Raw genomic sequence first — 16541 nt, 5'->3', positions numbered from 1 at the left:
GAACCTGCTGGCTGATGTATGGATTTACAAGTTCCCTTGTTCTGCTTTTGCCCCCACGTTCCCGGGTCCTTGGAGGTGAACCGCCGTGGCACTCTCGATTTCGGCGGTGGTGCTGCTGGCGATCATCGTCTTCTTGCTGGTCAAGAAGTCGGGGCTGAAAGGCGGTCACGCGGTCGTCTGCATCCTGCTCGGCTTCTATCTGGCCTCCTCGACGATCGCGCCCACGATCAGCGACCTGACGACGAGCGTGGCGAGCATGATCGGCAGCATCAAGTTCTGACGCGTGCCGACCCTGCGTCTGCCCCTGCGCGGGAGATGTAGTCCTGCCTCGTAGGGTTGGCCCCATGACGGAACTCCCCTCCCCCAACCTCCGGCCGGGGGGACCCCCAGCTCGCGCCGCTCGGCGTCTGCTGCTGGTGCACGCGCACCCGGACGACGAGTCGATCAACAACGGCGCGACCATGGCCAGGTACGCGGCCGAGGGTGCCCATGTGACGCTGGTCACCTGCACCCTCGGTGAACGCGGCGAGGTCATCCCGCCGGAGCTGCGGCATCTGACCGGTGCCGCCCTGGGGGAGCACCGGCGCGGTGAACTCGCCGCCGCCATGGCCGAACTCGGCGTCGACGACTTCCGCCTGCTCGGCGGCCCCGGCCGCTACGGCGACTCCGGGATGATGGGCCTCCCCGACAACGACGACCCCGCCTGCTTCTGGCGGGCCGACGTCGACGAGGCCGCCGCGTCCCTCGTCCAGGTCGTCCTCGAGGTGCGCCCCCACGTCCTCGTCACCTACGACGACGACGGCGGCTACGGCCACCCCGACCACATCCAGGCCCACCGCGTCGCCATGCGGGCCGCGGAGCTGGCCGAGGACGCCGGGTGGCGCATCCCGAAGGTGTACGTCAACCGCGTCCCGCGCTCCGTCGTCGGGGCCGCCTTCGCGCGGCTCCGGGAGGAACTGCCGGGACTGCCCTTCGCCAAGAGCGCCGTCGTCTCCGACGTGCCGGGCGTGGTGGACGACGGCCTGGTCACCGCCGCGATCGAGGGCGGTCCGACGCACACCGCCGCCAAGGCCGCCGCGATGCGCGCGCATGCCACCCAGGTCGAAGTCGCCCCCGGCGAGCAGTACTTCGCCCTCTCCAACGAGCTCGCGCAGCCCCTGTTCCCGATCGAGTACTACGAACTCGTACGCGGGGAGCCCGCCGGGAAGAGGGAGACCGACCTGTTCGCCGGTACGGGCGACGCGACGGAGGTGGCGTGATGGCCGACCGTGGTTCGATGCTCGCCCAGCCGCTGCGGATGCCCCCCGCCGGACGGATCGCCGCCTGTGCGGGGCTCCTGCTGCTCGGCGCCGTCACCGGTCTCGCGGGGGCGCTCGTCCAGGCCGGCTGGTTCCCGGGCGGACTGCTCCTCGCGCTCGTGGGCGCGGCCGGGCTGTTCCTCGGCGGCGCACGGGCACTCGGCAGCCGCGCCGGGGCCGTCGCGCCCGCCGCCGGCTGGATGATCTCCGTCATCCTGTGCACGGCGGGCCGTCCCGAGGGTGACTTCCTGTTCGGCGCGGGAGGCGGTTCGTACCTCTTCCTGCTCGGCGGCATGGCACTTGCTGTGATCTGCGCCACCATTGGTTTGGGGCGGCAACCGGTCGGCGGCGACGTCCGACTTGGCAAGTGACGTACCACTTCACCGTGGCGTGCCCGTGGGAGTCCGGTGTGGGTTTCCCCGGCGGTCGTGGGATACGGGCCAGAAGTGGCCAGTATGGTGGTGCGCGCCGCCGAGCTGCCCGTGAGGCCGTGCGGGCGGCGGAGCCAACCTGGAGAACCTGCCTTGAGTCGTGAAACTGACAGTCCGTCCTCCGGGCCCAACGGGCGCGGCGGAGCCGCATACCCCTCGGGCACGCCGCCGTACGGCACCCCCGTGGTGTCCGACGGCGGTGCGGACGCGGGCCGTTCGTCCGCGCAGCCGGAGGAACGCAAGACCGAGACCACGCTGACGACCCGGATCCGCATCAACATCCCGGGTTCGCGGCCGATTCCGCCGGTCGTGATGCGCACGCCCGTCGCGGACACCGAGAGCAAGGGCGGTGACAGCCCCGACGGCAACGCCCAGGCCGGTGCCGACGCGCAGTCGGCGCCGTCCGCGCCCGCCGTCGGCCACTCCTCGTCCGACACGGGCTCGTTCGAGCTGCCCGCCGAACCCGCGCCCGCCGCGGAGACGAGCAACTGGTTCGCGCCCCGCAAGTCCGGGCCGGGCAAGGGCGGGCAGGGCGGTGGCTCCACCAACGGCGCCGGTCTGCCGGGCGGTTCCGCCGCCGGTACGGCCGCGCCCACGGGTGCCCCCGCCGGCGCGGCGGGACCGGGTGCCGGAACCGGCGCAGGTGCGCCCGGCGGCGCGCGGCCCGGCAACGGACGTCCCGGTGGTGTGGTCGGCTCCATGAGCGTGCCGGGCGGTTCGCGTCCCGGCGGCACCAACGGCGCCGGGGTCCCCGGTGGCGCCACCGGCGGTCCCGTGGCTCCGGGACACGGCGGCGGCACGGGCTCCTTCGACGTCACCGAGGCACTCGCCGCGGGCCCGCTCGGCAACGGCCCGCGGCCGGGCCAGCCGGGCCAGCCGCCGGTGCAGGGACAGGGGCCGGGGTCGGCACCGGGGCCGGGGCAGGGCGCCAGCGGCGCCGAGCCGCGGCGTGACAACCTGCCGTACTTCTCCGACAACGGTCAGAACGGCCGGCAGGGTCAGAACGGCCAGTACGGCCAGCAGGGCTTCGGCGTGCCGAACGGCGCGCACGGCCCGGGCCCCCAGGGCGGTCTCCCGGCCGGTCCCGGCGGCTCCTACGACTTCAACGGCCCGGACGGACCCGGCGGTCCCGGCGGCCGTGGCGGCCCGCAGGGCGGCCCCGCGGGCCCGACCGGCGGTCCGGTCACCGGCGACGGCCCGATGGTGCCTCCGATGGGCGGCGTCCCGCACGGCGCTCCCGGCGCTCCCGGTGTGACCCGCCCGCCCGGCGCCCCCTCCGGTCCTGGTGGCCCCGGCGGCCCCAACGGCCGTGGCGGTCCGGGTGGTCCGGCCGGCCCCGGTGGCCAGGCAGGTCCCGGCGGTCCGCGTGCCCTCGGCGCCGGCCCCGGCCCCGGCCCCGGCACCGGCCCCGGCACCGGTCGTCTCCCCGGCGGTGGCCTGAGCGACGACACCGCGATCCTCACCCCGCAGAAGCCCGCCCCCGAACCGGGCGCGGGCGGCTACGGCGGCCGTCCCGTCGACAACGTCTCCGGGAACACCGTCACCAGCGGCATCCCCGTCGTGCCCGGCGGCCAGGGCGGTACGCGCACCGACGGTCCGCTGCCGCACACCCCGCCGAAGGGACCGGCCCCGGCCCCGCAGAGCGCGCCCGCGGGCGAATCCAGGAACTCCCAGAAGAAAAAGAAGAAGGGCCGCAGCAAGCTGCCCCTGCTGGGCGGCCTGGTGGTCGTCGCGGGGATCGGCCTCTACGGCGCCGGCCTGCTGATGAACCACTCCGACGTGCCCAAGGGCACCACCGTGCTCGGCGTCGACGTCGGCGGCGGCACCAGCGACGACGCCGTCAAGAAGCTCGACGACGCCTTCGGCAAGCGGGTCACCCAGGCACTGAAGCTGTCCGTCGACGGCGGCACCGTCACCCTGAAGCCGGATCAGGCGGGCCTCCAGTTCGACCTGCAGGCCACCGTCGACGACGCCGCCAAGAGCGACTACAACCCGGTCTCCGTGATCGGCTCGCTGTTCGGGCAGCACCGTGAGGTCGAGCCGGCGATGCCGGTCGACGAGGAGAAGCTCCAGGCGGCCCTCGAGTCCGCCGCGGGCGGCTCCGGCTCGGCCACCGACGGCACGATCAAGTTCGAGTCCGGCAAGGCCGTCGCCGTCTACGGCAAGGCGGGCAAGGGCATCGACGCGGCGCAGGCCCAGGAGGCCGTCGTCGAGGCCTATCGCACCCAGGTGGAGACCGGTACGGCCGCCGGGGTGAAGGTCCCGACGACCGACAAGCAGCCGACGATCTCCGACGCCGAGGTCGACCGGATGATGAAGGAGTTCGCCGAACCGGCGATGTCCGGCAAGGTCACCGTCATGACCGACGCGGCGCACACGGTCTCCTTCAGCCCGAAGAACTCCCTCTGGAAGTTCCTCCAGGTCAAGGCGGTCAACGGCAAGCTCGTCGAGAGCTACGACCAGGCCGCGCTGACGGAGCTCTACGGCGGCACCTTCAACGGTGTGCTGATCACCCGCGGCACCGGCCAGAAGACGGCCGTCACGGTCCAGGACGTCATCAGCGCCCTGCGCCCGGCCCTGAAGAGCGAGACGGAGCGGACCGGGGTCATCGACACCGACCCGAGCTGATCCGACGGCGGTGCCGCATGACATCTGTCATGCGGCACCGAGGACGGCAGACACTGCCGCCCGCCCGGCCCCCGGGGCGACGATCGCTGTCATGACGACGACAGCACCGGTGGTCGGGTTCGACCAGGTGAGCAAGAGTTTCGGGGACGTGCGGGCCGTGGATGGCCTGACACTCGCCCTGCGCCCGGGGGAGACCGTGGCGCTGCTGGGTCCCAACGGCGCGGGCAAGTCGACCACCCTCGATCTGCTGCTCGGCCTCAAGCAGCCCGACAGCGGCACGGTCCGCATCTTCGGCACCGGCCCGCGTGAGGCGATCGTCGCCGGCCGGGTCGGCGCGATGCTCCAGAGCGGCGGCCTGATGGACGAGGTCACGGTCGCCGAACTGGTCGCGCTGGCCTGCGGACTGCACCCCAAGCCGTACCGGGTCGCCGATGTGCTGGCCCGCGCGGGCGTCACCCAGATCGCCGACCGCAAGGTCGACAAGCTCTCCGGCGGCCAGGCCCAGCGCGTCCGGTTCGCCCTCGCCACCGCCGGCGACAGCGACCTGATCGTCCTGGACGAGCCCACCACCGGCATGGACGTCACCACCCGGCAGGCGTTCTGGGCCACCATGCGCGAGCAGGCCGACCAGGGCCGCACGGTCCTGTTCGCCACCCACTACCTCGAAGAGGCCGACGCCATCGCCGACCGGGTGCTGGTCCTGCACCGGGGCCGGCTCCTGGCCGACGGCACGGCGGCCGAGATCAAGGCCAAGGCGGGGGCGCGCAGGATCGCCTTCGACCTGGCGGACGGGATCGACGAGGCAGCCCTGCGCGCCCTGCCGTTCCTCACCGGCCTGACGGTGTCCCACAGCGGCTCCGGCGCGGGCTCCGGCCGGACCGTCCGCATCCAGTCCACCGACGCCGACGCCACCGTCCACGCGGTCTACGGCCTCGGGCTCTACCCCCGCAACCTCGAAGTCGCCGGGCTCGGCCTGGAGCAGGCCTTCGTCGCCCTCACCACCGCCGAGGAGGCGAAGTCCAAGTGAACGGCCTGATCAGACTGGAACTCACCCGCGCCCTGCGCAACCGCAAGTTCCTGTTCTTCTCGGTGATCTACCCGTCGGTCCTGTTCCTGCTCATCGCGGGCAGCGCCGACGGCACGGAGAAGGTCGACGGCACGGGCCTGACCCTGCCGACCTACATGATGGTCTCGATGGCCTCCTTCGGCGCCCTCACGGCCGTCCTGATGGGCAACAGCGAACGCATCGCCAAGGAGCGCCAGAGCGGCTGGGTGCGGCAGTTGCGCCTGACCACGCTCCCGGGCCGCGGTTACGTCCTGGCGAAGACGGCGAGCGCGGCCGTGGTCAGCCTGCCGTCCATCGTCGTGGTCTTCGCCGTCGCCGCCGCCGTGAAGGACGTACGGCTGGACGCCTGGCAGTGGTGCGCCCTCACCGGCGCGATCTGGGCCAGCAGCCTGGTCTTCGCCGCCCTGGGCGTGGCGATCGGCTACCTCGCGAACGGGGACGCGGTCCGCCCGATCACGATGATCACCTACTTCGGCCTGTCCATCCTCGGCGGCCTGTGGATGCCGACGACGACCTTCCCGACCTGGCTCCAGGACATAGCCAAGTGGGTGCCGACGCACGCGTACGCTGCCCTGGGGCAGTCCATCGAGCAGAGTCAGGCCCCGCATGCCAAGGACATCGTCATCCTGGTCGTCTTCTTCGCCCTGTTCACGGGCGGCGCGGCCTGGCTGTACCGGAAGGACACGCTGAAGGCGTGAGCGTCATGACGGACGACCGGCTGTCGGAGAAGGCCCGGGGCGGATCGCCGATCGCGCTGGGCCAGACCGCCCGCACGACGCGCGAGCTGTGGCGGCGCAAGGTGCTGTGGATCGGCGTCTGGCTGGTGTTCCTCAGCTCGCCGGTCCACGACCTCGTCTCGGGCGACCACACCACCGGCGGCACGGTGGCCGGCTGGCTGGGCCTGGCGGTGTTCGTCACCGTCTACCTGTCGCTGCTCTTCCGGGACATGGGGGCCGCGCCCTACCCCGACAGGCTCGTCGCCGCCCTGATCGGCTCCATGGCGGTGCTCGCCACCGTCCTGTGCCTCACCCTCGGCTCCGCCTGGCTCGGCCTGTACTGCTACGTCTCCGTGGCCTGCGGGATGGTGCTCCCGCTGCGGGTGGCGTTCTGGACGATCCCGGGCACCGCCGCGGTGATGCTCCTCGTCGGCCTGCGCACCGACGAGGACGAGGCGCTCAACCTCCTCCTGCTGGTCCTGCTCATCGGCTTCGCGATGACCGGGGTGAGCCAACTGGTCCGCACGACGGTGGAGTTGCGCAAGGCCCGCGCGACGGTCGCCCAGCTCGCCGCCAACGAGGAACGGCTGCGCCTGGCCAGGGACCTGCACGACCTGCTGGGCCACTCGCTCTCCCTGATCACCCTCAAGAGCGAGCTGGCCGGCCGGATGCTCCCCGGCCATCCCGAGAAGGCCGCGCAGCAGGTAGCCGACATCGAACAGGTCAGCCGCCAGGCCCTGGTGGACGTCCGGGAGGCCGTCACCGGCTATCGGCGGCCCCGTCTCGCCGCCGAACTCGCGGGCACGCAGGTCGCGTTGACGGCGGCCGGCATCACCGCCGTGATCCCCGCCGAACCGGACCTCGACGGCGTCCCCGAGGAGAGCGAGTCCGCCCTCGCCTGGACCCTGCGCGAGGCGATCACCAACGTCGTGCGGCACAGCGGCGGCACCCGCTGCACGGTGGACCTGGTGCGGCGCCAGACCCTGGACGGCCCCGTCCTCGAACTCTCCGTCGAGGACGACGGGTCCGGCGGTTCCGGCAAGGGCCCCGGCAACGGCCTCACCGGCCTCACCGAGCGCCTGGAGAAGGCCGGCGGCACCCTGGAGGCGGGCCGCGTCCGGCGCGGCTTCCGGCTGACGGCCCGGGTCCCGGCCGGCCCGGTGCCGGACGTAGGATCCGGCTCATGAGTGGTGGCATGATCAAGGTCCTGCTGGCCGAGGACCAGTCGATGGTCCGCGAGGCCCTGGCGGCCCTGCTCGGCCTCGAGGACGACATCGAGGTGGTCGCCCAGGTGGCGCGCGGCGACGAGGTCCTCGCGGCCGCCCGCGCGCACGACGTCGACGTGGCCCTCCTCGACATCGAGATGCCGGGCGCGACGGGCATCGAGGCCGCCGCGCAACTCCACAAGGAACTACCGGGGTTGAAGCTGGTCGTGCTCACGACCTTCGGCCGCCCCGGCTATCTGCGCAGTGCCATGGAGGCCGGCGCCGACGCCTTCCTCGTCAAGGACGCGCCCGCGGCGCAGCTCGCGGCGGCGGTCCGCAAGGTCCTGGCGGGCGAGCGGGTCATCGACCCCACGCTCGCGGCGGCGGCCCTGGCGGGCGGCGCCAACCCCCTCACCGACCGCGAACGCGAGGTCCTGCGCGCGGCGGCCGACGGTTCGACGAACGCGGAACTGGCGGCGGCCCTGCATCTGTCCCAGGGCACGGTCCGCAACTACCTGTCGACGGCGATACAGAAACTGGCGGTACGCAACAGGGCCGAGGCGGTGCGGACCGCGAGGGAGAAGGGCTGGCTGTGAGGGGCAGCGCCCCCACCAGCCTCCGACGTCCCCCACCGGCCGTCCGACGGCCGTCCGACGAGCCTCCCGCGGGCCTCAGTTCAGCATCGCCCGCGCGGCGAACGCCTCCTTGCGCACCCGCTCCGCGGTCCCCTCGTCCACGACCTCCACCAGCCCCGCGTACTCCTCCAGCTCCACGGCCCCGCCGACGAAGTCCCCCCGCTGCACCAGCAACTGCCCCTTCTCGTACCGCAACCGCGCCGGATGGGAGGGCACCGCCAGCGCCAGCTCCACGGCCCACAGCGCGACATCCGACCGCTCCGGCCGGGCCAGGGCCCACGACCGGATGTTGTTCAGGATCCGCATCACGACGTCCAACGGCTCCGCCGGGACCAGCATCGACGGCTCGAGCCGCGCCCCCGTCGCCGCGGTGACCAGCGACTCGGCGTCATCGCCCGACAGGATCCGGCCCCCGTCGAAGGGATCGACGAGCACCTGGCGCTCCCGGTCCGCGGGCGGCCCGAACCCCACCACGAAGTGCCCCGGCAGCGCGACCCCGTACACCGGCGCCCCGGCCCGTCGCGCCACCTCCACCCACACCACGGACAGCAGGATCGGCAGGCCCCGCCGCCGTACGAGCACCCGATGCAGCAGCGACGACTCCAGCCGCTCGTAGTCCGCGGCCGCGCCACGGAACCCGTACCGCTCACCGAGCAGCTCCCGCAGCGCCACCGCCCACTCGCGCGGCCCGCCGGGCCGGTACGGCAGCTCTCCCGCCAGCCGGTCCAGTTCGATCTGCGCGGCGTCCAGTGCGGCCTCGTCCAGTTCCCGGTCCGGCTCCGCGCCGATCAGCAGGCACAGCAGGGCCAGATCGGGCCGCTCGGCCCGCGCCTCCTCGGCGAACCGCCGCCGTACCTCCCCGGCCTCGAACCCGCTCACGCATGCTCCCGATAGTGGTGGTACGCGTGATGTGCCGCGAAGCCCATCCCGGCGTACAACGCCCGTGCTCCCGCGTTCTGCTCCTCCACCTGGAGCCAGGCCGCCGACGCGCCCTCCTCCAGTGCCTGCCGGGCGAGCGCGGCCATCACGACGGTGGCCAGCCCCCGCCGCCGCTGCGCCGGATCGACCTCGACCGCCGCGAACCCGGCCCAGCGCCCGTCCACGACACACCGCCCGATGGCGGCGGGGGCCTCGCCGGGCTTCCCGGGTACCGACGCGAACCACACCGAGGCCCCGCTCCCCAGTACCTTCAGGGCCACCTCGCTCACCCCCTTGCGCTGATACCGGGCCAGCCACGCCTCGTCGGCCTCCCGGGCCAGGACCACCCCCTCAGCCTCCGCCCGGTCGGCGAGGGGCGCCAGTGCCCCGATCCACAGCTCGGCGCTCACCTCACGCACCCACCCGCGCCGCTCCAGCTCCGCGCACAGCAGCTCCTGGGTGCCCTCGGCCCCCGTCGCGGTCTGTACGTAGGCGGGCAGCCCGCGCTCGCCGTACCAATGCCGTACGACGTCCAGGGCCTCGTCGAGAGGGACGCCCGGCGCGCCGAGCGGCAGCACCGAGTTGGCCCGGCGGGTGAACCCGGCGGCGGCCCGCAGCTCCCACTCGCCGAGCCGCGCGCTCTCCAGCGGACGCCACGCCCGGGAGGCGACCTGCGCGAGCTCCTCGTACCCGGCGGCGGGGCCCCGGCGGCGCGCCGGGGCGGCCGGTACGACCTTCCCGGCGACCAGCGAGGATGCGTCAACGCGGACGCTCTCGCCGCTCTTCCGTGTGATCACCAGCACACCGGCGTCCCATGATGTGAGAACGCCTACCGTGTCGGTGAATTTCCCCCCGGCGGTACCCGCCTCGGTCAGGCAGCGTACGGAGACACGTTTGCCCACGTCAGCAGTGGTGATGCGGACCTCGAGGCGTCCGGCGGCCGAGATTTCCACAGGTCAGTTCACCCCTCCTGTTCGGATCATGCCCAGGAACGGAGATACTAGAGGCGGGCATCGACGACGCCGCGCTCCCGCGCGCCAGGCGGCGGAGCCTGAGGAGGCCCGCCGGCGCCCTATCGAGGAGGAACGACAGCGTGACCTACGTCATCGCGCAGCCTTGTGTCGACGTCAAGGACAAGGCGTGCATCGAAGAGTGCCCGGTCGACTGCATCTACGAGGGCCAGCGGTCCTTGTACATCCACCCGGACGAATGCGTCGACTGCGGCGCCTGTGAGCCGGTCTGCCCGGTCGAGGCGATCTTCTACGAGGACGACACTCCGGAGGAGTGGAAGGACTACTACAAGGCGAACGTCGAGTTCTTCGACGAGCTCGGCTCTCCCGGCGGCGCCAGCAAGCTGGGGCTGATCGAGCGCGACCACCCCTTCGTCGCCGCGCTGCCGCCGCAGAACCAGTAAAGCGGCCCGCACCTCGTGCCGCCTCGGTCCCGTACGGCCTGATCACCTGAGATCGCCGTGCGGGGCCGAGGCGTTTGCCGTAAGGGGCAGCTCCCGTACCAGAAAGTGAGCCAGAAGCCGTGTCCGCAGTCTCCGACCGTCTCCCCACCTTCCCCTGGGACAAGCTGGCGCCGTACAAGGCGACGGCCGCGGCCCACCCGGACGGCATCGTCGACCTCTCCGTCGGCACCCCCGTCGACCCGGTCCCCGAGCTGATCCAGAAGGCCCTGATCGACGCGGCCGACTCACCCGGCTACCCGACGGTCTGGGGCACGCCCGAGCTGCGCGACGCGATCACCGGCTGGGTGGAGCGGCGGCTCGGCGCCCGCGGTGTGACCCACCGGCACGTGCTGCCGATCGTCGGCTCCAAGGAACTGGTCGCCTGGCTGCCGACCCAGCTGGGTCTCGGCCCCGGCGACCGGGTCGCCTACCCGCGCCTGGCCTACCCGACCTACGAGGTCGGCGCCCGGCTGGCCCGCGCCGGGTACGAGGTCTACGACGACCCCACGGAGCTGGACCCGGAGGGGCTGAAGCTGCTCTGGCTGAACTCGCCGTCCAACCCCACGGGCCAGGTCCTCTCCAAGGACGAGCTGACCCGGATCGTGGCCTGGGCCCGTGAGCACGGCGTCCTGCTCTTCTCCGACGAGTGCTACCTGGAGCTGGGCTGGGAGGCCGATCCGGTCTCGGTCCTGCACCCGGACGTCAACGGCGGCTCGTACGAGGGCATCGTCTCGGTCCACTCGCTGTCCAAGCGCTCGAACCTGGCGGGCTACCGGGCGGCCTTCCTGGCGGGCGACCCGGCCGTCCTGGCCCCGCTCCTGGAGATCCGCAAGCACGGCGGCATGATGACGTCGGCGACCACGCAGGCGGCGGCCGTGGCGGCCCTCGGCGACGACACCCACGTCCGTGAGCAGCGGGAACGCTATGCGGCCCGCCGCACCGCGCTGCGCGAGGCACTGCTCGCCCACGGCTTCCGCATCGAGCACAGCGAGGCCAGCCTGTACCTCTGGGCCACCCGGGACGAGTCCTGCTGGACCACCGTCGCCCACCTGGCGGACCTGGGCATCCTGGTGGCCCCCGGCGACTTCTACGGCGAGGCGGGCGAGAACTTCGTCCGTGTGGCCCTGACGGCGACGGACGAGCGGATCGCGGCGGCGGTGGCCCGGCTCGCCCGCTAGGACGCCTCCCGCGCCCGCCCGCCTGCCACGACGACGAGACGGGGCCCAGGGAGCACCCTGGACCCCGTCACCGGCTCGAGGGCCGCGGGCGTCAGCCGAGCGGCAGGCTCTTCACCGGGAGGGTCTCGGCGCCGGGCAGCCCGCCCTTGGTGAGCGAGTCCGTCGGCAGTCCGCCCTTGGTGGCGGTCGACGCGGTGTCACCGAGGAGGCCCCCGGCGGAGCCCGCCGCCTCGCCGGCCGTCTTCTGCGCCGCGGGCGCCGCCTTCTTCACGGCCTTGCCGCTGGTCTTGCCCGCGGCCGGCACCGTCTGCTTCACGGCCTTGCCACCGGTCTCACCCGCGAGTCCGGTGACGTTCTGCGCCGCGCCGTCGACCGTGGTGCCGACGCTCGCCGCGTCCAGGGCGGTCAGTCCGCCGAGGTTCGGAGCGGCGGGAAGGCTGGGGGCCGCACTGGCGGAGCCGGCCGCACCGACCCCGGCGGCCGCTCCCGCAGCGACAAGCAGCGCGGCACGGGCGATCCGGCGGGTCAGGGGGAGGGACATGATGCTCCTTCGACGGGAGAGAACAAGGACTGTCTGTGACTGCTGTGACTGTCTGTCTGTCCGGGCCCGGACGCAGTGACTACCGCTCGAACCCCGCGAAGGTTGCGCACGGCCAACGTAAAGAGTTGGCAATGCGTCGCATTATCGCCTGCGGATAAAAACGGGCAAAAACCGCCCGATGTGAAAGTCCGTCAAACCCCTGTAGCCCTTTGTCCGCAAGGGATTCGTCGGATGCGGGGGTGACGGCGCGAAAACCTGAGCACCAGGTCGCCCGAACGGTCCATACGTGACCCCATCGAGTGACGACCCGTACTGCTGCGCGGTCTACTGCGCGGTGACGATCCGTACGCTGCCGCTTCCGCCGCCCGCCCCCGTCGCCCCGGCGGCCTCCGCGCTGGTCGAGCCGGCCGCCCGCCACCGGCTGTCGGTGTTCCCGGAGACCCACTCCCGGCCCGCGTACGACACGCTCTCGATGCGCAGCGCCGAGGCGTTGGCCACCGCCCAGTGCGCCAGCTGCCAGCCGCGCTCGCCGACACTGCGCCCACCGGAGGTGGTGGTCTCGGTCACGGGCAGCGTCACGGTCCGCCCGGCGCTCTCGGCGGCCGGCGCGTCCGGGTCCGCCGGGGGAGTGGACGAGACGTCCTGCGCGTCGGCCTCCGAGCCCGCCTGCTGCAGTGCGTCCCGCCCGAAGTCCCGCACCAGCGCCGCCCGCACCGCGTCCGGACCGGTGGTCGTCGGCGTGGTGGCCGAGCGGCCGTTGCAGGTCAGCGTGGCCGCCGCCGTCCCGGTCAGCGCGGCGGCCAGCACCGTGGCGTCCGGCTCGTGCTTGGCGTACGCCTCCGGGTAGCCGCTGCGCTGCACGCGCTGCGCGGCGACGGTGAGCGGGAGCTCGGTGTAGTCGCGGACCTTCGCGAGGTGCTCGTAGAAGATGTTCGCCGCGTACGCCGGGTCCGTGACCTGCTTCTCGGTGCCCCAGCCCTGCGAGGGCCGCTGCTGGAACAGGCCCAGCGAATCCCGGTCGCCGTGGGTGAGGTTGCGCAGCCCCGACTCCTGGAGGGCGGTCGCGAGCGCGATCGCCACGGCGCGCTCGGGCATGGCCCGGTTGGTGCCGACGGCGGCGATCGTGGCCGCGTTCACCGCCTGCTCCGGCGTGAACTCGTACGTCGCCCCGTTCGCGCCGCCCGAGACGACCCGGCAGCCCGGATCGTCGGTGCCGCCGGTGACGTACTGCACCACGACATAACCCGCGACGGCGGACAGGACCACGCAGGCCGCCCCGAAACGGAGGAGGCGGCCGCGGCGCTTGGGAGAGGGTGACGGCTCTGGCACGCGTACAAGGTACTGGAGAGTACTGAGGAGCAGGAGGCCCGTGCGCTGAGCGCGGAAAAGCTGGACGCGCAGCGGGCGCGTTAGGGTCGACGGCATGGCCGACACCACCCTTGACCTCACTCTGGACGCCGCCGCACTCACCGCGCGGCTCGTCGACTTCCGTTCGGAGAGCGGCACCGAGAAGCCGCTCGCGGACGCGATCGAGGCCGCCCTGCGCGCGCTGCCCCACCTCACGGTGGACCGCTACGGCAACAACGTGATCGCCCGCACGGACCTGGGCCGCGCGGAGCGTGTGGTCCTCGCCGGCCACATCGACACCGTCCCGATCGCCGACAACGTCCCCTCGCGGCTGGACGAGGACGGGGTCCTGTGGGGCTGCGGCACCTGCGACATGAAGTCCGGGGTCGCGGTCCAGCTGCGCATCGCGGCGACGGTCCCGGCGCCCAACCGCGACCTGACCTTCGTCTTCTACGACAACGAGGAGGTCGCCGCCGACCTCAACGGCCTCAAGCACGTGGCCGAGCACCGTCCGGAGTGGCTGGCGGGCGACTTCGCGGTGCTGCTGGAGCCCTCCGACGGCCAGGTGGAGGGCGGCTGCCAGGGCACCCTGCGGGTCCTGCTGAAGACCAAGGGCGAGCGGTCCCACTCGGCGCGCAGCTGGATGGGCTCCAACGCCATCCACGCGGCGGCCCCGATCCTGGCCCGCCTCGCCGCCTACGAGCCGCGCTACCCGGTCATCGACGGCCTGGAGTACCGCGAGGGACTCAACGCGGTCGGCATCACGGGCGGCGTGGCCGGCAACGTCATCCCCGACGAGTGCGTCGTCACCGTCAACTTCCGCTACGCGCCGGACCGGAGCGAGGCGGAGGCCGTCGCCCACGTCCGCGAGGTCTTCGCCGACTGCGGGGTGGCGGAGTTCGTCGTCGACGACCACAGCCCGGCCGCCCTCCCCGGCCTCTCCCACCCGGCGGCGGCGGCCTTCATCAAGGCGGTCGGCGGCACCCCGATGCCCAAGTACGGCTGGACGGACGTGAGTCGCTTCTCCTCGCTGGGCGTCCCCGCGGTCAACTACGGCCCCGGCAACCCGCACTTGGCGCACAAGCGGGACGAGCGCGTGGAGACGGCCAAGATCCTGGCGGGCGAGGAGCGGCTGAGGGCCTGGCTCACCGCCTGAGGAGACGTCCGGCGCGGGGGCGCTTCAGGGCGGACACGCCGACGTCCCCCGTCCGTAACCCGCGTAGATCTACGCTGAGGTGGAACAAACTTCCCCAGCTCTCGGCTTCGCCCGAGCCGGGGAGGCCCCAATCGCGGAGGGAGCTCACCATGGCTACAGGGAACCCCGAGGGCAAGAAGCAGCCACCGGACGAGCAGCGCCTGGGACCCGTCCTCCGTAGGCGGGACCAGGTGCAGTCGAGCACCACGGACCAGCGGCTGCTGGACGAACGGGCGCCCTCCGACTGGGTGCACACGGACCCCTGGCGGGTGCTGCGGATCCAGTCGGAGTTCATCGAGGGCTTCGGCACCCTCGCCGAACTCCCTCCCGCGATCAGCGTGTTCGGTTCCGCCCGCACACCGGTGGGCTCCCCGGAGTACGAGGCGGGCGTGCGGCTCGGCAGTGCCCTCGTCGACGCCGGCTGGGCCGTGATCACGGGCGGCGGCCCGGGCGCGATGGAGGCGGCCAACAAGGGGGCGTCCGAAGCGGGCGGCATCTCGGTGGGTCTGGGCATCGAGCTCCCCTTCGAGCAGGGCCTCAACCCGTACGTCGACATCGGCCTGAACTTCCGCTACTTCTTCGTGCGGAAGATGATGTTCGTGAAGTACGCGCAGGGCTTCGTGGTCCTGCCCGGCGGCCTCGGCACCCTGGACGAACTCTTCGAGGCACTCACCCTCGTCCAGACCCAGAAGGTCACCCGCTTCCCGATCGTCCTCTTCGGCACGGAGTACTGGGGCGGCCTGATCGACTGGCTGCGGAACACCCTGATCGCCCAGGGCAAGGCCTCCGAGAAGGACCTCCTCCTCTTCCACGTCACGGACGACGTGGAGGAGGCGGTGGCCCTGGTGTCGAAGGAGGCGGGCCGCTGACGGATCGGCCTGTCCGGCGCTCGAGGACGAGGCCTTTCGGCCGAAAGCGGGGGTCTGGGGGCGGCGGCCCCCAGGTTCGGGACGGGAAGGGGCGGCGGGGGCGAGGAGACTACGCCAGCCCCCGCCGTGCCACCGCCGGCGCCCGGTGCCCGGCGATCGACGCCACCATGTCCAGCACCTGCCGGGTCTCCGCCACCTCGTGCACCCGGTACACCTGCGCCCCCAGCCACGCCGACACGGCGGTCGTCGCCAGGGTCCCCACCACCCGCTCCTTCACCGGCCGGTCCAGCGTCTCGCCCACGAAGTCCTTGTTGGACAGGGACACCAGCACCGGCCACCCCGTCTCCACCATGTCCCCGAGCCGCCGGGTCGCCTCCAGGCTGTGCCGGGTGTTCTTCCCGAAGTCGTGCCCCGGATCGATCATGATCGACTCCCTCGGCACGCCCAGGTCCGCCGCCCGCTCCGCCAGCCCCACGGTGACCCGCAGGATGTCGGCCATGACGTCGTCGTACGTCACCCGGTGCGGACGGGTCCGCGGCTCGGCGCCCCCCGCGTGCGTGCACACCAGCCCCGCCCCGTACCGCGCCGCGACCTCCGCGAGCCGCGGATCGACGCCACCCCAGGCGTCGTTGAGCACATCGGCCCCCGCCTCGCAGACCGCCTCGCCGACCTCGGCCCGCCAGGTGTCCACGCTGATGATCACGTCCGGGAAGCGCCGCCGCACCTCGGCCACGAAGCCGACGGTCCGCCGGGCCTCCTCCTGTGCGGTGACCTCTTCACCGGGCCCGGCCTTGACGCCGCCGATGTCGATGATGGCCGCACCCTCCGCCACCGCCTGCTCCACGCGTGCGAGGGCAGGCTCGTCACGGAAGGTAGCCCCCTGGTCGTAGAAGGAGTCGGGGGTCCGGTTCACGATCGCCATGATCACCGGCTCGTGCGCGCCGAATTCACGCCTGCCCAGCCTGAGCATCCCCTGTGACCTCTCCTAGTACGTCCTGCACATCCACCGCCTGCGACCCTAACTGTCGGACCCGCATGGCACGATCGGACCCAAGCACATC

At 72.7% G+C, this 16541-nt stretch carries 17 protein-coding genes; 12 read left to right on the top strand and 5 right to left on the bottom strand.

Annotation, left to right across the window (positions count from 1 at the left end):
- Positions 1-85 precede the first annotated feature (85 nt).
- The 8 genes from OG933_RS16230 (at position 86) to OG933_RS16195 (ending at position 7940) form a co-directional block, all read left to right on the top strand.
- Entirely contained in the window at positions 86-280 is a 195-nt protein-coding gene (locus OG933_RS16230; RefSeq protein ID WP_020127941.1) for a hypothetical protein, read from the top strand.
- A 64-nt stretch (positions 281-344) separates the two neighbouring features.
- A complete protein-coding gene (gene mshB / locus OG933_RS16225; RefSeq protein ID WP_405627595.1) occupies positions 345-1259 on the top strand; it encodes an N-acetyl-1-D-myo-inositol-2-amino-2-deoxy-alpha-D-glucopyranoside deacetylase in 915 nt (304 codons plus the stop codon).
- A complete protein-coding gene (locus tag OG933_RS16220) occupies positions 1259-1669 on the top strand; it encodes a DUF6113 family protein (protein ID WP_362516984.1) in 411 nt (136 codons plus the stop codon). The genes mshB and OG933_RS16220 overlap by 1 nt, the downstream gene beginning before the upstream one ends.
- Before the next feature lie 153 nt (positions 1670-1822).
- A complete protein-coding gene (locus OG933_RS16215; RefSeq protein WP_405627593.1) occupies positions 1823-4357 on the top strand; it encodes a hypothetical protein in 2535 nt (844 codons plus the stop codon).
- Positions 4358-4448: 91 nt separating this feature from the next.
- Positions 4449-5384: an ABC transporter ATP-binding protein gene (locus OG933_RS16210; RefSeq protein ID WP_362516978.1), complete on the top strand. Its 936-nt coding sequence runs from the start codon at positions 4449-4451 to the stop codon at positions 5382-5384.
- Positions 5381-6121, top strand: a complete 741-nt coding sequence (locus OG933_RS16205; RefSeq protein WP_405627591.1) for an ABC transporter permease — start codon at positions 5381-5383, stop codon at positions 6119-6121. The genes OG933_RS16210 and OG933_RS16205 overlap by 4 nt, the downstream gene beginning before the upstream one ends.
- Before the next feature lie 5 nt (positions 6122-6126).
- Positions 6127-7326, top strand: coding sequence for a histidine kinase (locus tag OG933_RS16200; RefSeq protein WP_362518292.1), 1200 nt, complete (start codon positions 6127-6129; stop codon positions 7324-7326).
- Positions 7323-7940 (top strand): response regulator transcription factor, encoded by a 618-nt coding sequence (locus tag OG933_RS16195; RefSeq protein WP_062641497.1) that lies wholly within the window; start codon positions 7323-7325, stop codon positions 7938-7940. The genes OG933_RS16200 and OG933_RS16195 overlap by 4 nt, the downstream gene beginning before the upstream one ends.
- 75 nt (positions 7941-8015) lie before the next feature.
- Here the strand turns inward: OG933_RS16195 and OG933_RS16190 are convergent, their stop codons facing one another.
- Together OG933_RS16190 and OG933_RS16185 are read right to left on the bottom strand one after the other, a co-directional pair.
- On the bottom strand, positions 8016-8858 hold the full coding sequence (locus OG933_RS16190) for a transglutaminase-like domain-containing protein (RefSeq protein ID WP_362273671.1): 843 nt from the start codon (positions 8856-8858) through the stop codon (positions 8016-8018).
- Entirely contained in the window at positions 8855-9850 is a 996-nt protein-coding gene (locus OG933_RS16185; RefSeq protein WP_405627589.1) for a GNAT family N-acetyltransferase, read from the bottom strand. Before OG933_RS16185 ends, OG933_RS16190 begins: the two co-directional genes overlap by 4 nt.
- 140 nt (positions 9851-9990) lie before the next feature.
- Here OG933_RS16185 and fdxA point away from each other — a divergent pair, with 140 nt between their 5' ends.
- Both fdxA and OG933_RS16175 read left to right on the top strand, forming a co-directional pair.
- On the top strand, positions 9991-10311 hold the full coding sequence (fdxA, locus tag OG933_RS16180) for a ferredoxin (protein WP_003973842.1): 321 nt from the start codon (positions 9991-9993) through the stop codon (positions 10309-10311).
- Between the two features lie 119 nt (positions 10312-10430).
- Complete coding sequence (locus OG933_RS16175) at positions 10431-11528, top strand: bifunctional succinyldiaminopimelate transaminase/glutamate-prephenate aminotransferase (protein WP_405627587.1); 1098 nt, start codon at positions 10431-10433, stop codon at positions 11526-11528.
- A 91-nt stretch (positions 11529-11619) separates the two neighbouring features.
- Here OG933_RS16175 and OG933_RS16170 read toward each other — a convergent pair whose 3' ends face one another.
- Together OG933_RS16170 and OG933_RS16165 are read right to left on the bottom strand one after the other, a co-directional pair.
- Entirely contained in the window at positions 11620-12069 is a 450-nt protein-coding gene (locus OG933_RS16170) for an ATP-binding protein (RefSeq protein ID WP_362516961.1), read from the bottom strand.
- A gap of 324 nt (positions 12070-12393) precedes the next feature.
- Positions 12394-13398 (bottom strand): heavy metal transporter, encoded by a 1005-nt coding sequence (locus OG933_RS16165; protein WP_405627585.1) that lies wholly within the window; start codon positions 13396-13398, stop codon positions 12394-12396.
- Positions 13399-13492: 94 nt separating this feature from the next.
- Between OG933_RS16165 and dapE the strand changes: the two genes are divergently transcribed.
- The gene (gene dapE, locus OG933_RS16160) at positions 13493-14572 is read left to right on the top strand and encodes a succinyl-diaminopimelate desuccinylase (RefSeq protein WP_362516955.1); all 1080 of its coding nucleotides are present in this window, start codon (positions 13493-13495) and stop codon (positions 14570-14572) included.
- Between the two features lie 149 nt (positions 14573-14721).
- Positions 14722-15480 (top strand): TIGR00730 family Rossman fold protein, encoded by a 759-nt coding sequence (locus tag OG933_RS16155; protein WP_057603272.1) that lies wholly within the window; start codon positions 14722-14724, stop codon positions 15478-15480.
- A 109-nt stretch (positions 15481-15589) separates the two neighbouring features.
- Here the strand turns inward: OG933_RS16155 and folP are convergent, their stop codons facing one another.
- Positions 15590-16450 carry a dihydropteroate synthase gene (folP, locus tag OG933_RS16150; protein ID WP_362516950.1) on the bottom strand — a complete coding sequence of 287 codons (861 nt, stop codon included), beginning with the start codon at positions 16448-16450 and terminating at the stop codon, positions 15590-15592.
- Positions 16451-16541: the final 91 nt, after the last annotated feature.

Source organism: Streptomyces sp. NBC_00016, assembly GCF_045040885.1.
Taxonomy (GTDB): Bacteria; Actinomycetota; Actinomycetes; order Streptomycetales; family Streptomycetaceae; genus Streptomyces; species Streptomyces coriariae.
The sequence above is the reverse complement of the archived record's forward strand: the minus strand, read 5'-3'. Positions and strand labels throughout refer to the sequence as shown.